The organism is Pseudomonas sp. KCJK9016 (genome assembly GCF_046231795.1).
GTDB classification, from domain to species: domain Bacteria; phylum Pseudomonadota; class Gammaproteobacteria; order Pseudomonadales; family Pseudomonadaceae; genus Aquipseudomonas; species Aquipseudomonas bananamidigenes.
In genome coordinates, this window is record NZ_JBJJMM010000007.1 from 220,720 (window position 1) to 239,247 (window position 18,528).

Here is an 18,528-nt window from a genome sequence, read left to right on the forward strand (position 1 = left end):
ATATCGCGCCACTATTTTGATGTCATTTTTCTGGTGGAGTGATCGGGTGTGTTCGCCCGGTGCAATACCTGGTCCTGTTGAAGCCCGGATTTTGCTTCCGGTTCATGCCTGCTCCCGAGATTCTGAAATGGATATTCGCCTCCTGACCTTCATGGCTGGCCAGCCTTCTGCGGCCGTAAAAAATCGCAATACCTTTTGGGGCATGCCCAAGCGCGGGCTGGCGTTCCTGCTGGCCAACGTCATGTTCTGGCAACCGATGTGGGCGCAGGCAGACGGGATTGTGGTGGCGAATCCGGGCACCACCCTTGATCGCGCTGGCAACGGCGTGCCGATCGTCAACATTGCCACACCCAACGGCGCGGGGCTGTCGCACAACCAGTTTCATGACTACAACGTCGGCGCGCAGGGCGTCATCCTCAACAACGTGGCGGCGCAGACCGGGCAGACGCAACTGGGCGGGATCATCGTCGGCAACCCCCACCTGACCAATCGGGTAGCGGCTCAGGCGATTCTCAACGAAGTCATCAGCGGCAACCCGAGCCAGTTACGTGGCTACACCGAGGTGGCGGGGCAGTCGGCGCGGGTGATCGTCGCCAACCCGTATGGCATCACCTGCAACGGCTGCGGCTTCATCAACTCGCCGCGTGTGACCTTGACCACCGGCAAACCGGTGCTGGATGGCGCAGGCCGGCTGGATCGTTTTCAGGTCGATCAGGGCTCCGTCGCCATCGAAGGTGCCGGCCTTAATGCTACCAACGTCGACCGCTTTGAGATCATCACCCGCAGCGCAAAGATCAATGCCGAGATCCAGGCACAGAACCTGACCATCGTTGCCGGTCGCAACGATGTTAACGCCGAAACGCTTAACGCCACCGCGCGGGTCGATGACGGCACTGCCAAACCGCAACTGGCGATCGACTCTTCGGCCCTCGGCGGTATGTACGCCGGGGCGATCAAACTGGTCGGCACCGAGGCCGGGGTCGGGGTGAAACTGGCCGGCAATGTGGCGGCCAGCGGTGGTGATATCCAGATCGATGCCAACGGCCAACTGACCCTGGCGCAGACCTCCGCCGCGAACAACGTGAACATCACGGCGGCCAGCCTCGACGCTCAAGGGCCGGTGTATGCCGGTGTGAACGTGAATGTACAGACCCAGGGCAACCTGACCAACCGCCAGACCCTCGCCGCGCGGGACAACATCAGCCTGACCGCCGGCGGCCAATTGACCAACAGCGGCATCATCGAAGCCGGGGTCAATGCGGACAACAGCCGCAACGCGGCAGGCAACGTCGCCATCAGGGCGAGCAGCATCGATAACAATGGCAAAAGCGTGGTCGCGAGCCGCGATTTGACGGTCGCGGCGGCACAGACCCTGAACAATCAGGGCGGTACCTTGAGCTCGCAAAACACGCGCGTGACCGCAGGCACTCTTGATAACCAGAACAAAGGTCGCGTACTGAGCACGGGGGCTCTGAGTCTCAACGCCAGCCAGGTACTCAACACCAGCGGTCTGATTAAGAGTTCTGGGCGTCTGGATGCCGACATTGGTCACTTGAATAACCGCAGTGGCGAACTGTCGAGCCTGCAAAGTGCGACGTTGCGCATGGCAACGCTAGACAACGTTGCAGGGTTGGTAAATGCCGGAAAAACCTTGAGCATTTCCGCTACCGGCCAGATCAACAACCAGAGTGGCAAGTTGACCTCCCTTGACAACCTGACGCTCAAGGCTGGCCACATCGTCAACAGCGACAAGGGCCGGATCGCCAGCAACGGTGCGTTGTCGGTCAATACAGCAAGCCTGGATCAACACGAAGGTGGACAACTCACCAGCGATGCGTCGCTGATGCTGGACCTCAACAACGGCGCCTTGAACAACCAGAAGGGTCTGATCAATGCACCGTTGCTGGTTCTGAAAAACCTGCAACAGGTCGATAACCGTAGCGGTGAAATCTCCAGTGCCCAGGCGTTCACTCTGGCTGCCGACAGCCTCGACAACAGCAACGGCAAACTGTTGAGCAATCAGGCGTTGACCCTGCAGGTGCTGCACGCACTGACCAATATCAAGGGACTCATCGGCGCGAGCCGCATCGATGCCCGAGTGGGTAGCCTGAACAACAATGGCGGTACTTTCACCAGTCGCGCCGACCTGGATCTGCACGCTGACGGTCAGCTCGACAATCAGGACAAAGGACTGATCAACGCCACGCAAAATCTCACCATCACCGCCGCCAATGTGAACAACCAGAATGGCGGCTCGCTGCTCGGTAGCGCCATCGCCATTGATTTCAGCGGTTCGATAGGCGACCTCAACAACAGCAAGGGCCTGATTACGACCAAAGGCCAGTTGAGCATCAATCATCTGCGGGATCTGGACAACCAGGGCGGTGAACTCTCCAGCGACCTGAGTTACACCCTTGTCGCGCGAAATCTGGACAACAGTGACGGCAAGCTTTTCAGTCGTCAGCGGCTGGATCTGAACGCTGACAGCACGCGCAATCTCAACGGCCTGATTTCCGGGTGGCAAAACCTGAGCCTGCTCGGTGGCAGTCTCGACAATCGTAATCACGGTACGTTGTCCAGTCGTGATGGCGACCTGTTGGTCGACCTCACGGGCGACATCCGCAACAGCAATACCGGTGCACTGGCCAGCAAAGGCATTTTGAAGATCGCTGCGGCCAACATCGATAACTCGGACAAAGGTGCGCTCTCGAGTGAGGGCGCGCAGACCCTGACCGTCACCGGTACGTTGAACAACGGACAGGGTGGCCAGATCGACAGCGGCGCGGTTCTGGATATCACCGCCAAACGTCTCGACAACACCCATGCAACCATCAACGCCAAGCAGGACATCCGTTTCACCGGCACAGACCTGGATAACACAGAAGGGGTTCTGGCCAGTGAAGCGGCTGTCAACCTGGACTTACTCAGCACGCTGACCAATACCAAGGGCCAATTGGTCGGTGTTGGCCCGCTAGTGATTGCCCGGGCGACGCAAATCAATAACCAGGGTGGCAAACTGGTCAGCCAGAAATTGCTCAGCCTGTCGACCGGCGGCCTCGACAACCGCAATGGCGGCACCGTCGCTGCTAACGATAACCTTGCGATCACCGCCAGCGGTGCAGTGCAAAACAGTGGCGGCCTGATCTACAGCGACGCCGCTGATCTGCAACTGGCCGCTGCCAGCCTCGAAAACGTCAAGGGAACCCTGCAAAGCGAAGGCGCACTCACTGCGAACGTCGGCGGCGCCATCGATAACCAGAGCGGTCGTTTCGTTGCCAAAACCGGCGATCTCAACATCAGCGCTGCCAGCCTCGACAGCCGTGGCGGTGTGCTCTCCAGCCTCAAAAGCGCTTTTACCGCGCAGATCGGTGGTTTGTTGCGTAATGGGCAGGGCGGGGTGATTCAGGCTCAGCAACTGACGCTCAAGGCCTTGGCCGGTCTCGACAACGAGGCTGGACGGATCGCGGCACAGAGCGGTGACGCGACTATCTATCTGGGCAGAACCGGAAGTTTCAATAACCGCAACGGCGTACTGGTCGCCAGGCAACACGTCAGCGTTACCGGCAAAGATTTTGACAACAGTGGCGACTCGGGTGGCCAGGTTGCCGGTCAGCAGATCGACTTCAGCTTGAGCGGCGCCCTGTACAACCGCAAAGGCATCGTCGAAAGCGCCAGCACCCTGAGCATAGGCGCGGCCAGTATCGATAACCAGACCGGTCAATTGCGCGCATTGGGCAGCAGCGGCAAAACGGCGTTTACCCTCGGCGGCCTGTTCGATAACCGCAACGGCACCGTAGAAAGTGCCAACAATGACCTCAGCCTCGGCGCGGATGGATTGTTGAACGGTGGCGGTAACGTGTTGCATGTCGGTACCGGAATCTTCGACATCGCCACCGGCCAGCTCGGCAGTGCTGGCGGCAGCTTCGTCACACGCGGTGGACTGACGCTGACAGCCGATGGCTGGACCAACAGCAGTCTGATCCAGGCCGATCGTCTGACGGTCAACATCAACAACCTCAACCAGACGGCGAGCGGGCAGTTGCTGGCCGTCAGCAAACTGACCGGGAACGGTGGCAGCTGGAATAACGACGGGTTGATTGCCAGTGACGGCGCTCTGGATCTGACATTGTGGGGCAGCTATTCCGGGAACGGTCGCACCAGCAGTCTTGGTGACTTGGTGCTCAAGGCCAATCAGCTGGATCTCAACGCCGGGACCAGCATTGCCGGTGGCGGCAACACCACCATCAATATCAATGGCGTATTGAACAACCAGGGGCGTCTGACATCCGCCGGTGATCTGACCCTGGGCGCCGCCAACATCAATAACTACGGCACCATCGGTTCCGGCAAAGAACTTACTCTGACCACCAATGCCCTCCTGAACAGCGGGGGCCTGATCACCAGTGGCGGCGACATGCGTCTGTTGCTGGCCAGTTTCACCAATGCTTACGGCAATGTGTATGGGCTGAATAACGTACACATCGGCCGGGATCGTGACAGTGGCAAAGCCGATTTGCTGGACAATCGTTCAGGCGAGATCTACAGCGCGCAGGACCTGACCATCAATGCCCTGACCGTGAACAACGTGAGGGACATTCTCGAATACACAGCACATGAAAAAAGCTCGGTGGTCATCACCCAGCTCGATTGCAATCTGATCCCGATTGCCGGGTGTGATTTTCGCAGTGGCGGTCGACGCAACGGGCATTGGGAGATCGCCGAGACCGATCGCCTGAAAGTCGACAACAGCAGCGCCGCCGCGAGTCTGACCAGCGGTGGCAACATGTCGATCAACGCCCAGGCTCTGAACAACAGCAGCAGTACCATTGCCGCCACCGGAAACATTTCGGTCAATGCCGGCACCATCACCAACAAGGGCGTGCAAGAGCAGGAGATCATCACCAAGCGTACCTACTGGAACTACGTTGACCAGATCTACGCCACAGAGCCCGCTGCCAAAGCGTTCAACGAAAAGAACGGAGGCACGCCGTCGCCTACTGTCGAGGCAGATCTGAGTCGTTTCATCAGCATGCTCGGCGGTGGCAAGCTCACCGAAAGCATCGTCACCGTCCCCGGATCCGGCAGTTCCTATGACGCCGTGATCCAGGCCGGTGGCAACATCACATTGAATGCCACCCAGACCATCGACAACAGTGTGGTGCGTCCTTACTACAGTTACGTCGCGGCAGGCAAAACCAACACCGATACGGGCGCTGGCAGTGGCTACTCCACTGTGGTCAAGATCAACCCGCAACTGCCGCCGGATCTCGCCCAGCAGCAGGTCAGCCCGGTCGACCTGCCAGGTTTCAGCTTGCCGACGGGCCAGAACGGCCTGTTCCGCCTGAGCTCCGAAGGCAGCAGCAATCCGACCGCCACTGGCCCGCAAAGCTGGACGCTAAGCGGTGGCAAAGTCACCGCTGATCCATCGGCAACCCCGATAACCATCAATCGGGTACAAGGCCTGCCGAGCAACACTGGCAAGTCCCAGCCGCACAAATACCTGATTGAAACCAACCCGGTACTGACCGATCTCAAGCAGTTCATGAGCTCGGATTATCTGCTCAAGGGGCTGGGCTACGACGCCGACCAGAGCGCCAAGCGTCTGGGCGACGGCCTGTTCGAACAGAAACTGGTTCAGCAGGCCGTCGTGGCTCGCACGGGGCAGCGTTTCATCGATGGGCAGACCTCCGACGAGGCGGTCTACAAGTACCTGATGGACAACGCCATCGCCAGCAAGAACGCGTTGAATCTGAGTGTGGGCGTCACCCTCAGTGCACAGCAGGTCGCGGCGTTGACCCACGACATCGTCTGGCTCGAAGAGCGTGAAGTGAACGGCGAAAAGGTCTTGGTGCCGGTGCTGTACCTGGCCAATGCCAACAACCGTCTCGCGTCCACGGGCGCGTTGATTCAGGGCAAGGACGTCACGCTGATTGCCGGCGAAAACCTGGAGAACTCCGGCACGTTGCGCGCCAGTCAGAACCTCGATGCAACAGCCAAGAAGGATCTGGTGAGCAGCGGTCTGGTCGAGGCTGGCAATCTCCTGAAGTTGACGGCGACCGACAACCTGACGAACAAGGCAGGCGGGATCATTTCCGGTCGCGACGTCACGCTCACCGCCGAACATGGCGACGTGATCAACGAGCGTACCGTGACCACCCATCGCAGCAGTGACGGCCGCCTCAGCGAAGACACCGACTTCGTCGACAACGCGGCGCGTATCGAAGCGGCGAATGCTCTGGTTATCGGCGCCGGTCGCGATATCAACAACAGCGGCAGCGTGTTGAAAAGCGGTGGCGATACCACGCTGACGGCTGGGCGCGATGTGCACATCGACTCGACCGAACAGACGACTGACCGCAGCAATACCAACTATCAGTATTCGACGGTCAAGCAACATGGCTCGGACGTCAACGTCGGCGGCACGCTCCAGGTTACGGCTCAGCGTGACGTCAGCGTTGTGGCGAGTAATGTCGAGGCCAAAGGCAACGTCGACATCAATGCCAAAGGTGACCTGACGATCAGCTCTGCGGCTGACGAATCCCATGCCACCGGCTGGAACAAGAAGTTCCGTGCGGAGGAGGATCACGTCGCCCAGCAATCGAGCGTGATCAAGGCTGGTGGAAGCCTGACGCTCAATGCCGACAAGGATCTCAACCTGATCGCCAGCCATGTCAAATCGGGTGGCGAGGCTTTTGTCTATGCTGGCGACGACCTGAACCTGCTGACCGCTGATAACCTCGATCACTCGTTTTACACCAAGACAACGAAGGGCAGCTTCGGCAAGAAAAAATCCGTGATGACCGAAAGCGAACGTATCGCGTCGGTCAGCTCGAGTATCGATTCAGGAAGCAAGCTGGTGATGTCGGCAGGTCAGGACATCAATGCACAAGGGGCAAAAGTCAAATCCGATGGATCGTTGCTGGCGACTGCCGGCCATGACATCAACCTCGACGCGGCCGAAGACTATGCCAGCCAGGCCAGTGCCTCTTCGAAGAAGAACTGGAAATCCAGCAAATCCAATAGTGGCGAGGCCACTCAAACCCGCTTGAACAGCACCGAGTGGGTTGCCAAGAGCATGGAGCTAAAGGCCGACAATGACATTGCGTTGAAAGCTGCTTCGTTGCGTGCAACGGATGACATCACGCTGACAGCCGCCAATGATGTGTTCATCGGCGCCGCTCAGGAAACACAAACCTCCAGCCAGTCGCGGAGCTCCAGCAAGACAGGGGCGACGATTACCGGGCTGCTGTCCAACACGCAGAAGTCGCAACAGGGGCAACAATCGTCCACCGAAAGCATCGGCAGCGATATCAGCGCCGGCAGCCTGCAGATCAAGAGCGGCCGGGACACGGTGGTTGAAGGCAGTACGCTGGTGGCCGACAAGAACATCGGTATCAACGCCGGGCGCAACCTGGAAGTCATCAGCGCTGAAAACACCACGACCGCCAGTTCCTCTTCAGGCAGCAAGAAGGTGGGCGAGATCGGTTCCTGGTGGCAAGGCGCGACCGGGATCGTCAAGACCAAGGAATCAGATCAGAGCACCACGACTCGCCAGTCGGGCAGCCAGATTGCTTCGCTTGGCGGCAACGTCCTGCTGACGGCCGGCGATCATTACACCCAGACGGCCAGCCAACTGGTCGCGCCGGTGGGGGATATCGGGATCACGGCCAAGCACGTGGATATCGGTGAGGGCTACGACACACTGAGCTCTACCAAGACCGCCAGCACCAATCGCACTGCCGTCGGTGGCACGGTGAGCATCCCGCTGGTTGATGCGCTGCGCGGCATTCAGCAAATGGGCGAAGCCGCCGGAAAAACCACCGACGGACGAATGCTTGCACTCGCTGCCGTGAATGCGGCCATGAGTGCCGATCAAGCGGTAGACGCGGCCAAGGCGTTGAAGGAAGACCCTCGGGTCGGAGTGAAGGTCAGCGTCAACCTGAGCAATAGCCAAAGCAAGATGAACAGCAGCCAGAGCGGCAGCAATGTCGTCGGCAGCGGCGTGATTGCGGGTGGCAACATCAACATCGTCGCCAAGGGTGCCGGTGCCGACAGCAACATCAATGTGGTCGGTAGTCGCATCGAGGGCGGTGGCGATGTTTCGCTGAACGCCGATGGTGCGATCAATCTTCTGTCTGCACAAAACACTGCGCATCAGGAGAGCACCAACAGCAACAGCGGCTGGAGTGCCGGGATCGGTTTCGGCTTCGGCGAACAAAACGGCTTTACCCTTGAGCTTGCCGCTAACAAGGGCCGTGGCAGCAGCGACGGAGACGACGTCACGCACACCAATACCTCGGTCAAATCTGGTGGCACGCTGAACCTGAAGAGTGGTGGCGACACCAACATCAAGGGCGCCACCGCCAGCGGCGAAACGGTCAAGGTCAACGTGGGCGGTGATCTCAATATTGAGAGCCTGCAAGACACCAGTACTTACACCTCCAAGCAGTCAAGCGCCAACGTCGGCCTGAGTGTCTGCGTGCCACCGTTCTGCGTCGGCAACAGCAGCGTCAGCGGCGGCGTTTCCCAGCAACACATGCATAGCGAGTACGCCAGCGTCTCCGAGCAGTCGGGCATCAAGGCTGGCAATGGTGGTTTCCAGGTCGAGGTAAAGGGCAACACGGACCTCGTCGGGGCGATCATTGCCAGTACTGACAAAGCGGTGGCCGATGGCAAAAACACTCTGAGCACCGGCACGCTGACCACGTCGGACGTCAAGAACAAGGCTGATTACGACGCAACCAGCATCAATCTGAGTGGTGGTTTCGGAGGCAATATCGGCCGCGATGGCAAGGGCAACGCCAGTGCTACGGCCAACCCTAACGGCCCCAATGTTCCCAACAAAGGTGGTGTGAGTGTTTCGACCCCGGTGGCGCTGTACGCCGGCGACAGTTCCAGCAGCACTACTCACAGCGGCATCAGCGGTGCGGCCGTAACCATCACCAATGGTGCCAAGCAACAGGAAATGACTGGTCAGACGGTGGAGCAGGCAATTGCCGCCATCAATACCGATGTTTCCAGTGAGCGTGATGGCAGCAACAAGCTGAAGCCGATTTTCGATGCCAGGGAAATTGGTGCCGATTTCGAAATTGTCGGCAAATTCGTGCAGAACGTTTCGCAGTTCATCGAGAGTCGCGCGCGTGAAATTGATGACAAGAAGAAACAGGCTGATCTTGAGTACGCGGCAGCGAGTAATCCGAACCTGTCTGAAAAGGATCGGCTGACACACCACGAAAACTATCTGCAACTTCAACAGCAGATAAAACAGGTTGGCGATAACTGGGGGGCGGGCGGTACCTACCGGCAAATTGCAACTGCCTTGGTCGCGGGTATCAGCGGAGGCGTTACGGGCAGTAGCGCGCAATTTGCGCAAAACATGCTGGTCAACTACGTCCAGCAGCAAGGCTCGTCGTACATCGGCGACCTGGTGAAAAAAGGCCTGAAAGAGGGCAGTCCGGAACACGCGGCTCTGCATGCAATTCTTGGTTGCGCAGGCGCTGCCGCCAGCAACCAAAGCTGTTCGGCGGGGGCATTGGGTGGTTCGGCCGCCAGTGTACTGGCCGGCCTGTTTGCAGACTCCGACCCGAATGAAACCGCAATAGAACGCGAAGCCAAACGCAACATCATCACCAGTCTGGTGACCGGCATTGCGGCCATGAGCAGTCCGAACGGCGCGGCGACGGCAAACAATGCAGCGACAGCCAACATTGATAATAACTGGCTGGCAACGCAGCAGTTCGTTCAGGCCAAAAAGGAGATCGATGCAGAGCCGAATCTCGCCAAGAAGCTGGCGATCATCGCGAAGTGGGGACTCACTTCTGCACGGCAGGATCTGCTGACCGCTTCCGGAGTCATGAAAGGCTTCACGGATGGTATGGCGGGTGCGGGTCTTGGCGCACTGGACAGTGCTGTAAATCTGCTGCGTGACCCGGTGGAAAGTTTCCACGCCATGAACGAGTTTCTCGCTTCGGATGAGGCTGTAAAGCTCCTCGGTCAAAGCGTTGCGGATGCCTTCAAGTCACAACTTTCGCAAATCCTTGATGCCGCCGCCGTGGGGGGCGACGAGAATGCGCAGAACGTTGGCCGGCAAATGGGTCAGGCCGTAGCGCTTATCGTCCAGCTCATGGCGGGTGGCGGCACCAGCTCCGCAAATGCGTCGCTGCAGCTGTCGCGTATGGGGATCGACGTCTCGGTCAAGACCATCAAAGAGGTCGGACCGACGGTCAAGATTGACCATCTCAAGACGCAGATCACGAAGTTTTCGGAGAAATTGCCGGATACGGATGTGCCGCGTTTAGATCCACCAAAACCGGACGTAAAGCCCCTTCAAGTTCCTGACAGCCCTAAAACAGAGGTGAAACCGCCAAAGGTAGATGATCTGCCGAAGAGCCCCGACGTACCAGTTCCGACAGGTCAGACGGGAACCGTTTGGGATGCGATAACGAACCCAGGTCCAGTTCACCCTGGCTCGGTGATCCCTCAATTTTTTGAGTTGAACCTTGATAGCGGCGTCAAGATATGGGTTGATGGGAACGCAACGAAACATATCGCCGAATACGCGGCCTATAAGGCGGAGCTTTACACTCCAGAGGCAGTTAGATTGGCTAGTCAAGTTCAATTAAATAGTCTGAAGACAGCGGTAGAAATGGCCGTTAGCTCTGGGATAGAGTACAGAAAGGTAATAAACGTTGATGGTTGGGAGTTAATGTTTGCATCTCCTAAAACTGAAGGCCAGCTGCCGGCTCTTTATCACGCAGTGGTTAGGTCGAGGTGAATATGTTGAAAGTTACTGGGTTTAAAGAAGGATCTCTAGCAGAGATTCAGTTTGGTGAGTATGTAATTGCTGACGTTGTTTTTGAGGGAGAGCGGCAACCCGCGGCCCCTTTGTACTGGCGTGTTGGTGATTTTGCAGAGTCTCTGTTGGAAGTAGGTATTAATCGAGTCAGTGGCGCCGTTGCCAAAGTTTGCCTTGTTGCCTGTGGTGAGCGTAAGGTTCTGCAAGATCATAGGCAGCATTTGGCTGTCAGTTCTATAAGTGGTATTCCTGTTTTTGACATTGCAGGCTGGCCGGATAGTCGTTACAAAGATGAGGTGGGCTATTTTGAGGTTGCAGAGAGCGAAGCGGAGCTTGTAATTTCTTTTTCTTTCGATAAGTTTGTTGAGTTGGTGTATGAGTTTTCGGGTGTAAGATTTGGAGTTGCTTTGGGGGGGGAGTTAGTTTGGATTGCTGTAGATAAATTAAAGTGAAGTTCGAAATTTTTTCTACAATGTTGGTAAGAAGTTGGTGCGGGCGACCTGTCATATCCTGAGAAAAAAAGGGGACAGATTTATTTAATTAATAAATCTGTCCCCTTTTCATAGTAAATAATATGAAATCGAACTATGAACAGCTTATAAAGCAAATCGATAAGGCAGATATCGTTCCGCTTAATTTCAGGAACTTGACTGTGGAGAATCAGAGCCTAGTGAAAACCTGGATCGATAATTTACCGGCTGCGTCTAAAGATAAAATCCTGATCTTGAAGTGATATTGTGGGTATGTATATCGCTATTGCTGATGGAGTTGGTTGGGCTACCTCCAGAGGTGTTTGTGATTGCATCGTCGAGGGGACGAGAATCTATCTTGAAAGCTTGGATAAGGCTTGTCTGGGAAGGATATATGAATCGCTGGATGAGCAAGCTCAAAGTTTTATAGTGCTCAGGGATGTCGGAGAAGAGTGCTTCAATAGATTTTACTTTTGTTGCGAGAAAGCGATGTTGGAATTTCCACATAGTGATGCTGTTCAAGAAATTCCAAGTGATCACGTGGAAGGCATTCTCTGGAATTGGGGCGAAGTTTTGAATTTGATGCGGCGTGATCCTCGATTTAGAAAATCGTAAATGGGACCGTAAGGGGATTGAAAAAAAAAGGGTGGGTTTATTTAATTTAATAAACTTGTCCATTTTTTTTGGTCACTTTTTTGCTTAATGGTGGTGTAATTACCCACCCATAGGTGAATGAATTTTATGAAAAGAAAATGTGATTTATATTTGTGTGATGACGTTGAAGCGTCACAACTTAAAATTGTTCGTCTATTTGATAAAAGCTTTGTTTGTGAAAATGGTAAAAGGTATTCGGGTTATTTGCGCGTGAATGTCAATAGGGTGAAGCTGGTTTCGGTGGTTTCCGATTTGCGGCAGCGTAAGATTTTGTGCTTTAGCGTGCCGGTTGAGTATCGAGCTAGTGTTGTCTCCCATAAAGCGGCACTGGAAATAGCAAAAAAACACATAGGGGCGAATGGGGTTGTCGGTATAGAGGATCAAGCGAAAAAACCTCCCTTGGTTTGGTCTTTTAGTTTGGCAGTTATTGGGTCGGAGGAGGAAAAATCCGGTGGGGTTGTTATGGTTGATCGTTTGGACGGCCATGTTTGGAGTATCGATGAGTATGAGGAGTATATGTATGACTATAACAATGTGTTCTGAAGTGGTGGTCGATCAAGTTTTGGTGTGAAAAGCGGGGGGCAGGGACTGACACCGAAAGACGGTGCCTGTGGATTCCGACCATCATTCCGTTTTATGCAGATGGCCGTTACGTTTACGACCCACGTCTGTCCGCGACTCCGATTCCAAAAGACGATTGGAAACAACACATCAAGAGGCTTAACCTAGATGGCGCTAAGATTTCTGATGTGTTGAAAGGTCCTTAAGTTATGAAGATTGAAAATGATGAAGGTCGTCTTTTGAATGTTATTGCCGAGATTGGTGTCTTGGAGTGGCGAAAGTATCAGCAGCGTTTTCCTGAGGTTATGGTCGGGAACAAGATGCAGCGTCTAGATCGTTCTGCATTTCTCCCATTCATCGCTTTCAGGTTCAAAAATGATAGAGAAATCGATGTTGAAAAGCTAAGGCGTGTTGTTGAAAATTATAAGGGCGCGTTGCCATGGTCGATGGTGGGAAGGCAACGCGAAGGTCTTCCCGGAACTAATTGGATGATAGCCCCCTCCAGGCTATGGGAGGTAAGTGAGTGTGCGTTGAAGTCAAATATGACTGCTGCTGCCTATCTGTCTATTCACGAACCTTCACTAGGTCCAGCAGCGTACGAAGATTTGGTTGCGCTCACTGAATATGTTCGTTCGGCGTTTGAACTGTATTAATAAAAATCAAGAAAGCGGGGGCGTAATTGATTTAATAAATCTGCCCCCACGTTTTTTTATCCATTGGACAAAAATGGGCTGACAAAAAAGTGACAAAAAAGGGGGTGGATTTATTTAATTTAATACATATACCCCATTTCTTAATTTAATAAGTCTGTCTCAATTTTTGTTGATAAAGGAAGTTCGGTTTAGTTCTGTTGGTTCTGGGTCGATACATGGTGGTCAGTACTATAGGTTTACTTTTGTGGATGGGCCAAAGTTAAGGTTATTGATCCGGCTACCTATAAGGTTAAATATAAACTCAACTCTGAGAGGGTTTATCAGGCGAATCTTGAAAAAAAGACAGCGTTTTATAATTCATCTGGTCAAGGGTTGGTTTATAAGAGCGACATATGGGGTCTTGAAATGATTAAAGTGAACTGGTTTGTCCCCATCGTTCCAGGTGTAGAACTTGCTGGTATTAAGTTGGGGGCGACGCGTGAGGAGTTTGAATCCATGCTCCTTGAATGTTGTGTAGATCCGAAAGCGAGGGTGTATAAGTTTTCTGATGCTCCATTGCTGGTTATGGATGTTACAGAAAATTCAGGTAAGACATTTTTTCGGTTTGATATTTTTGATTTGAATCTTACGGGCTGGAGTTTGCAGTTTCCTGGTTCAGACAAAGTGTTATCCGAGACTAGGGCACTTGTGGTCGGATTTTTGAATGGTAGGGTTTCCAATATCTCCGTATGGATGTTCGATTATTTCGGCTCATTGGGAGACAAAAGACTAACTTACTCCTATCAGGGGAAAGTGGAGGGTAGGGGGCTTGGTTCGCGAGTTGATTGCGCAGCTACTTGCTTTGAGCTGATTTATGATGAAGCTGAAGAATGGTTTTATGCTCGTGCCGATAGAATAATTATCGGTGGCGGCGGGGGAGGTAGTCTGGAAGACTCTGAAGATCAATTGATTCATATGATCATGATTTTTTAAAAATTAAATAAATCTGTCCACTTTTAGTTGTCGGATACCCAAGCCAGGCCCCCTGCATACAATGTTTCCTGCCACATGGGATGAACAGCGCATAATCAGTGAAGTTGACGCGGCGTGGAATAGTCCTCATAAGACTGTTAAAGGAGACAGCTGGGAGTCGACTACACCGTCAGGTGTTACTATCAAGGGGTATACGACACCTAGAACCACCGCTTATCCTGTTTACATACCGTAGCCACAAATAAGGTCAGAAAATGAAGCTAAAATTTTTCTACAGATACGGCGGACCTCATCCTGTTTTAGGACACGTATATTACGCCTCTGCTGAAACCTTGCCGGGGCAAGCAGGAGCAGAGCGGTATGAACGGTACGTCTGCGGAGTGCTAATTGCGATAGCTCAAACCCCCGCATGTTGTGATCGAATTATTGAGTCCATCGGAACTATCGAAAGAGGTTTGGAAACCTCCATCATTGAAGGCGGGAATGATGTGCTGCTGAATATGGACGCCTCAGGTGTACAAGTGGATATTTTGGTCAACGATGACTGGATAGGACAGCCGGAAAATCATTTTTCATTAGTTGAGTGGCGCATAGTCATTGAGAACTGGAAACGCCTTCTTCAGCGTCCTAAGGATTCTGGCGAGATAGATTTAGTAACTTTGTAATAATGGGGCAAGCGAAAAAAGGTGACAGATTTATTTGATTAGATTTATTTGATTAAATAAATCTGTCACCTTTTAGCGGTCCCCTTTTAGTGCGTAGATATTGGGTGCACTCATGGAACTAAAATTTTTTCATCATTGGGCCGGACCTCACCCTGTTTTGGGTGAGGTCTTTTATGACATGGCGCAGGTGAGCCCCGGGCAGGAGGGCGCTCAACGCTATGAGCTTTATGTCTGCAGCACACTGGGTGCTGTTGCACAAACCCCCGCAAGCTGTGATCGGCTGCTTGGGTATCTGGCGTCGGTACTGGATGGAACAGAGCAATCAATTTGTGCCGGGGGGAACGACGTTGTTTTGAATATTGATACAACTGGTGTACAGGTTGATATTTCGATGAACGACGACTGGATTGGTCAGCCAGAAAGCAAGTTTACCTTGCAGGAATGGCAAAAAATTCTTGAGGGATGGAAACATCTCTTGGAGTTACCCAAAGGTTCTGAGGAAGTTGTGCTGGTTCAGCTACCGTAATGAAAGAAAGGGAGACAGGATTGTTTGATTAGCTGTTGGTATCAAAGGCAATCAATAGGGGGCGGATTTATTTGATTAAATTGTCCCGTCCTGAATAAGGTTTACACCTTCTGATCTGTTTTCAGGAGGAAGTAATGTAATGATCGAAAAGCGAAAAATTGCTTTATGGACACAGGGGCTAGCGATGAAAGATATGAGTATGGTAAGAAAGGCTCTCGTTGATATTATTACCGAGAAGCAAGGCGAATTCGATGGTGATGATTGGTGCGCTGACTTTGCATTAGAGTGGAACGATGAAGTGTCGGAGCTTATCGATAATGCCATGTCCGATGTCTCAAGGGCCGCTACAGCATTAAAGAACAAAGATGACTTGGAGCTGTGTGTGGCTATTGCAAGGGCTCGCACCAGATTCCTGGATCTTTCAGGTTTTTTTAGAGATATATGTGATGATTTCGAGACTTTGGTCAGAGAGGTCTCCTGGCCAGAAATTCCAGATAATTATGTTTATGAAAAAAATTGACGATCGCCTGGTCAAGGTGGTTCGTATTTTTTTATCAGAAGCATTGAAGTAAAAATTGTTAACTCAATATCCCCCATCGCAGATGCCAGGGATTGGACGGCTGGAAACATCAGTGGTCGAGCAAGAAACGGTTTGGATATCTATTCCTGCTTTAGTGATCAATGTCATCTTTGGAAGGATTCAGGATGTGAGGCTTAGTGATTTTGAACAGCAGAAGTATTGCCCGACTTCGCGAGCATGTTCTTCCTTGGATGCGTGGTATCAGTCTGTTCGTGAAATTCCCCTTGATCAGCTGGGTGTGGGCGATATTTGCCGTGCGCTGAGGCAGGATTTGTATGTTCGCGAAGTCCTGCCTGTTGCGATAGCCTTTTTCGAAGATGATGTTCTCGCAGGCGACAGGTATGACGGCGAGCTGCTGTATGCATTGGTCGACTTAAGTGAAGTGTATTGGCGGGAGAATGCTGACGCTTCCCGTAAAGCCAGGTTGGCACTGGCGATTGATATTTCCGGTTTGGATTTCGAGCTGTCAAAGTGCGCTTTTGCATTGATCAAAACGCTCGAGAGTGTGAGCTGACGCTCGAGGATTATTGTGAAAGTTAACAAGGCAATGAAAGGGCTGCTGGTTGAAGTAAAACTCGTTGCCTTGGAGGCGGAGCTGAATCGTATTGCACATTCCGGTTTTGTCGAGCGTGAGGGCTGTATGTTTCTCGCGGCTTTGAATCCTCAAAGTCATATGAGTCTCTGTCGTTTTCCTCACAGAACAGGCTATGAATGTTTCGTTAACTCGATTCATGTTGATGATTATGTCCGCGAAGATATTTTGGCCAGTGTTGTCTCCTGGTTATCCCTCGTACTTGATCAATGGAATAAATCCGTCCTGCCGGGCACTCTTCAGGGATACGTTTCACACGACGAGTTTGGCGCAACAGTCAAGGTTCATGTGTTCCGTCTTGATGAACCGTGGTTTAGCGACAACCTTGAGGGATTTGAGCAAGCGGTGCTTACCGTTAACTCGGACGACAGGGGTTTCATTGAAACTTACAGGTTTCGGGAAACATAAAACAAGGGGGGCAATAAAAAAGAGGACAAAAAAAGGGGGCAGATTTATTTAATTAAATAAATCTGCCCCCTCTACTTGAGTGCTCAGAGCATAAAGACAATTTTCTTCCAGAAAGCCGACGGCATCGTAAGCCGCTATAATAGACCTCAAGGAGGTAAATAATTATGCCAAAATTTGCTTGTGTCTGCGGTAATGTCATCAATCTGTCTCATGGAACGTCTGAGTCCGAGTTTTCGCTGGTTTCTGAACGGAGGATAGATGAAGTTGGGGAGGCGCTCTCAGAGCGTTGGTTGCCGGAAGAAGAGTTTTATGATCTGGTCGGGCAGGATGCAATGACGGTTTATCGTTGTAAGAACTGCGACCGATTACATCTTGATCAGGGTGGTGGGAAGTTTAATTCTTATATAAGAGAGGCGAGGTATTTGGAGTGAAGGGGGTGAATTTATTTGATTAATAAATTTTCCCCTTTTCATATAAACAGATCAAGAGATAAATTATGTACTCGGAACGTATACTGAGTTTTGGAAATAAGTTAAAGGGGCGCTTGGAAGGTTCTCTTCTTGAAGGTGCACTGGGTTATGTAAAGTGTAATGAAGAGAGTTTGGCGTTGGAGATTCTTTGTGATCATATTTCTGAATATGATGTATCTCTGAGTAATGAGGAGTATGAAGAGATAAGGCTATTAATTGTTGATATGGGTTTTGATGTGGGGGGCGCGCCTTTCAAATATTTGCAAGGGTTGATCACGCCCATAGTTGAATGGAGTGAAAATGGGACTGCGTGAAAATGGGGAAGATTTATTTAATTGCGGGGGAGGGTGGATTTATTATTTTTTGAAAAAGGGGCATATTTATTTAATTAAATAAATCTGTCTCCTTTTCATTCACAAGAAAACTTTTTCAGCGGATGGAACAGTGGCCATTCTGGAAAAGGGTGACAGAATTTACAGGTTCTATCCGAAATCGACGTCAACGGACGAACCGAGTGCCTCACTGAACATCGTCGGCATCAAGAAAGCGATTCTCAAGATCAGATTCAAGGGAGAATGAAATGAGTATGATTAGACTTGGATCTGAAAAATCACTCCAAATCATGAGCGATATAGAAAAAATGGTTGATTTTGACAGGGACCTTCCCGCCAATGTTTTTCGCTCGAAAGGCTATGTTTTCTGGTTTTTTGAAAGGCCTTTGATTGATTTTGTAGAGGGGGTGACCGAACTGGTTTCTGCAAGCTACAAAGACTTTGCGTCAGACGTTTTCATCAGTTCCTCAGGGGGGGGAGAGACCTGCTTTTTGTTTGACGGGAAGGATATCGGTGCCAGCGCAGAATTGATAAATAGCGGATTTCGAAATTTTTTTGGAGGTGAGGTTGGTTACCCGATGGTTATGGGGGATTTAGGGTTCAATTGGCTCGCCTATGAAAGTGCTTATGAAGAATTTGGCGTCCTCGCATTGAGAGGCGATAGCGACTGCCCTTCGTTCGCTGAGGCACTTCAGCGGAACCTCCTAAGCTCTGATCAATTTCAGGTACTCGAAAGCGAGCACGAGTTTATGGTTAAGGTCGTTAAAGCTTTTCGTGAATATTTTATTTGAAAAGAAGACTCAAAAAGGTGAAACGAAGAAGTACTCGTCGTTCAGCAGTTTCTGACGGA

At 52.2% G+C, this 18,528-nt stretch carries 16 protein-coding genes; all 16 read left to right on the forward strand.

All coding sequences use genetic code 11. From position 1 onward, the window contains the following. The first annotated feature begins 127 nt into the window (after nt 1–127). The 16 genes from ACK6BI_RS09390 to ACK6BI_RS09465 all read left to right on the forward strand — a co-directional run bounded on the left by ACK6BI_RS09390 (nt 128) and on the right by ACK6BI_RS09465 (nt 18,469). Complete coding sequence (locus ACK6BI_RS09390) at nt 128–10,774, forward strand: hemagglutinin repeat-containing protein (protein ID WP_409316850.1); 10,647 nt, start codon at nt 128–130, stop codon at nt 10,772–10,774. Nucleotides 10,775–10,776: 2 nt separating this feature from the next. Continuing rightward, on the forward strand, nt 10,777–11,247 hold the full coding sequence (locus ACK6BI_RS09395; protein ID WP_409316851.1) for a hypothetical protein: 471 nt from the start codon (nt 10,777–10,779) through the stop codon (nt 11,245–11,247). A 110-nt stretch (nt 11,248–11,357) separates the two neighbouring features. Next, entirely contained in the window at nt 11,358–11,528 is a 171-nt protein-coding gene (locus tag ACK6BI_RS09400) for a hypothetical protein (RefSeq protein WP_409316889.1), read from the forward strand. A 10-nt stretch (nt 11,529–11,538) separates the two neighbouring features. After that, nucleotides 11,539–11,880 carry a hypothetical protein gene (locus tag ACK6BI_RS09405; RefSeq protein ID WP_409316852.1) on the forward strand — a complete coding sequence of 114 codons (342 nt, stop codon included), beginning with the start codon at nt 11,539–11,541 and terminating at the stop codon, nt 11,878–11,880. 126 nt (nt 11,881–12,006) lie between these two features. Then, on the forward strand, nt 12,007–12,462 hold the full coding sequence (locus tag ACK6BI_RS09410) for a hypothetical protein (RefSeq protein WP_409316853.1): 456 nt from the start codon (nt 12,007–12,009) through the stop codon (nt 12,460–12,462). Between the two features lie 227 nt (nt 12,463–12,689). Beyond that, a complete protein-coding gene (locus tag ACK6BI_RS09415) occupies nt 12,690–13,133 on the forward strand; it encodes a hypothetical protein (RefSeq protein ID WP_409316854.1) in 444 nt (147 codons plus the stop codon). A 405-nt stretch (nt 13,134–13,538) separates the two neighbouring features. Continuing rightward, nucleotides 13,539–14,105, forward strand: coding sequence for a hypothetical protein (locus ACK6BI_RS09420; protein WP_409316855.1), 567 nt, complete (start codon nt 13,539–13,541; stop codon nt 14,103–14,105). A 61-nt stretch (nt 14,106–14,166) separates the two neighbouring features. After that, nucleotides 14,167–14,340, forward strand: coding sequence for an EndoU domain-containing protein (locus tag ACK6BI_RS09425; protein WP_409316856.1), 174 nt, complete (start codon nt 14,167–14,169; stop codon nt 14,338–14,340). A gap of 19 nt (nt 14,341–14,359) precedes the next feature. Then, nucleotides 14,360–14,770: a hypothetical protein gene (locus tag ACK6BI_RS09430; RefSeq protein ID WP_409316857.1), complete on the forward strand. Its 411-nt coding sequence runs from the start codon at nt 14,360–14,362 to the stop codon at nt 14,768–14,770. Between the two features lie 112 nt (nt 14,771–14,882). Next, nucleotides 14,883–15,296: a hypothetical protein gene (locus tag ACK6BI_RS09435; protein ID WP_409316858.1), complete on the forward strand. Its 414-nt coding sequence runs from the start codon at nt 14,883–14,885 to the stop codon at nt 15,294–15,296. 139 nt (nt 15,297–15,435) lie between these two features. After that, nucleotides 15,436–15,816, forward strand: coding sequence for a hypothetical protein (locus ACK6BI_RS09440; RefSeq protein ID WP_409316859.1), 381 nt, complete (start codon nt 15,436–15,438; stop codon nt 15,814–15,816). Nucleotides 15,817–15,928: 112 nt separating this feature from the next. Next, nucleotides 15,929–16,390, forward strand: a complete 462-nt coding sequence (locus tag ACK6BI_RS09445) for a contact-dependent growth inhibition system immunity protein (RefSeq protein WP_409316860.1) — start codon at nt 15,929–15,931, stop codon at nt 16,388–16,390. 15 nt (nt 16,391–16,405) lie between these two features. After that, a complete protein-coding gene (locus ACK6BI_RS09450) occupies nt 16,406–16,876 on the forward strand; it encodes a hypothetical protein (RefSeq protein ID WP_409316861.1) in 471 nt (156 codons plus the stop codon). 164 nt (nt 16,877–17,040) lie between these two features. After that, complete coding sequence (locus tag ACK6BI_RS09455) at nt 17,041–17,307, forward strand: hypothetical protein (RefSeq protein WP_409316862.1); 267 nt, start codon at nt 17,041–17,043, stop codon at nt 17,305–17,307. Between the two features lie 65 nt (nt 17,308–17,372). Beyond that, nucleotides 17,373–17,660 (forward strand): MafI family immunity protein, encoded by a 288-nt coding sequence (locus ACK6BI_RS09460; protein ID WP_409316863.1) that lies wholly within the window; start codon nt 17,373–17,375, stop codon nt 17,658–17,660. 266 nt (nt 17,661–17,926) lie between these two features. Beyond that, a complete protein-coding gene (locus ACK6BI_RS09465) occupies nt 17,927–18,469 on the forward strand; it encodes a hypothetical protein (protein ID WP_409316864.1) in 543 nt (180 codons plus the stop codon). Nucleotides 18,470–18,528 lie beyond the last annotated feature (59 nt).

What these genes read in the sequence shown, in the direction of transcription:
- ACK6BI_RS09390 (WP_409316850.1), top strand. Translation starts at nt 128, where the DNA reads ATGGATATTCGCCTCCTGACCTTCATGGCTGGCCAGCCTTCTGCGGCC.
- ACK6BI_RS09395 (WP_409316851.1), top strand. Translation starts at nt 10,777, where the DNA reads ATGTTGAAAGTTACTGGGTTTAAAGAAGGATCTCTAGCAGAGATTCAG.
- ACK6BI_RS09405 (WP_409316852.1), top strand. Translation starts at nt 11,539, where the DNA reads ATGTATATCGCTATTGCTGATGGAGTTGGTTGGGCTACCTCCAGAGGT.
- ACK6BI_RS09410 (WP_409316853.1), top strand. Translation starts at nt 12,007, where the DNA reads ATGAAAAGAAAATGTGATTTATATTTGTGTGATGACGTTGAAGCGTCA.
- ACK6BI_RS09415 (WP_409316854.1), top strand. Translation starts at nt 12,690, where the DNA reads ATGAAGATTGAAAATGATGAAGGTCGTCTTTTGAATGTTATTGCCGAG.
- ACK6BI_RS09420 (WP_409316855.1), top strand. Translation starts at nt 13,539, where the DNA reads ATGATTAAAGTGAACTGGTTTGTCCCCATCGTTCCAGGTGTAGAACTT.
- ACK6BI_RS09425 (WP_409316856.1), top strand. Translation starts at nt 14,167, where the DNA reads ATGTTTCCTGCCACATGGGATGAACAGCGCATAATCAGTGAAGTTGAC.
- ACK6BI_RS09430 (WP_409316857.1), top strand. Translation starts at nt 14,360, where the DNA reads ATGAAGCTAAAATTTTTCTACAGATACGGCGGACCTCATCCTGTTTTA.
- ACK6BI_RS09435 (WP_409316858.1), top strand. Translation starts at nt 14,883, where the DNA reads ATGGAACTAAAATTTTTTCATCATTGGGCCGGACCTCACCCTGTTTTG.
- ACK6BI_RS09440 (WP_409316859.1), top strand. Translation starts at nt 15,436, where the DNA reads ATGATCGAAAAGCGAAAAATTGCTTTATGGACACAGGGGCTAGCGATG.
- ACK6BI_RS09455 (WP_409316862.1), top strand. Translation starts at nt 17,041, where the DNA reads ATGCCAAAATTTGCTTGTGTCTGCGGTAATGTCATCAATCTGTCTCAT.
- ACK6BI_RS09460 (WP_409316863.1), top strand. Translation starts at nt 17,373, where the DNA reads ATGTACTCGGAACGTATACTGAGTTTTGGAAATAAGTTAAAGGGGCGC.
- ACK6BI_RS09465 (WP_409316864.1), top strand. Translation starts at nt 17,927, where the DNA reads ATGAGTATGATTAGACTTGGATCTGAAAAATCACTCCAAATCATGAGC.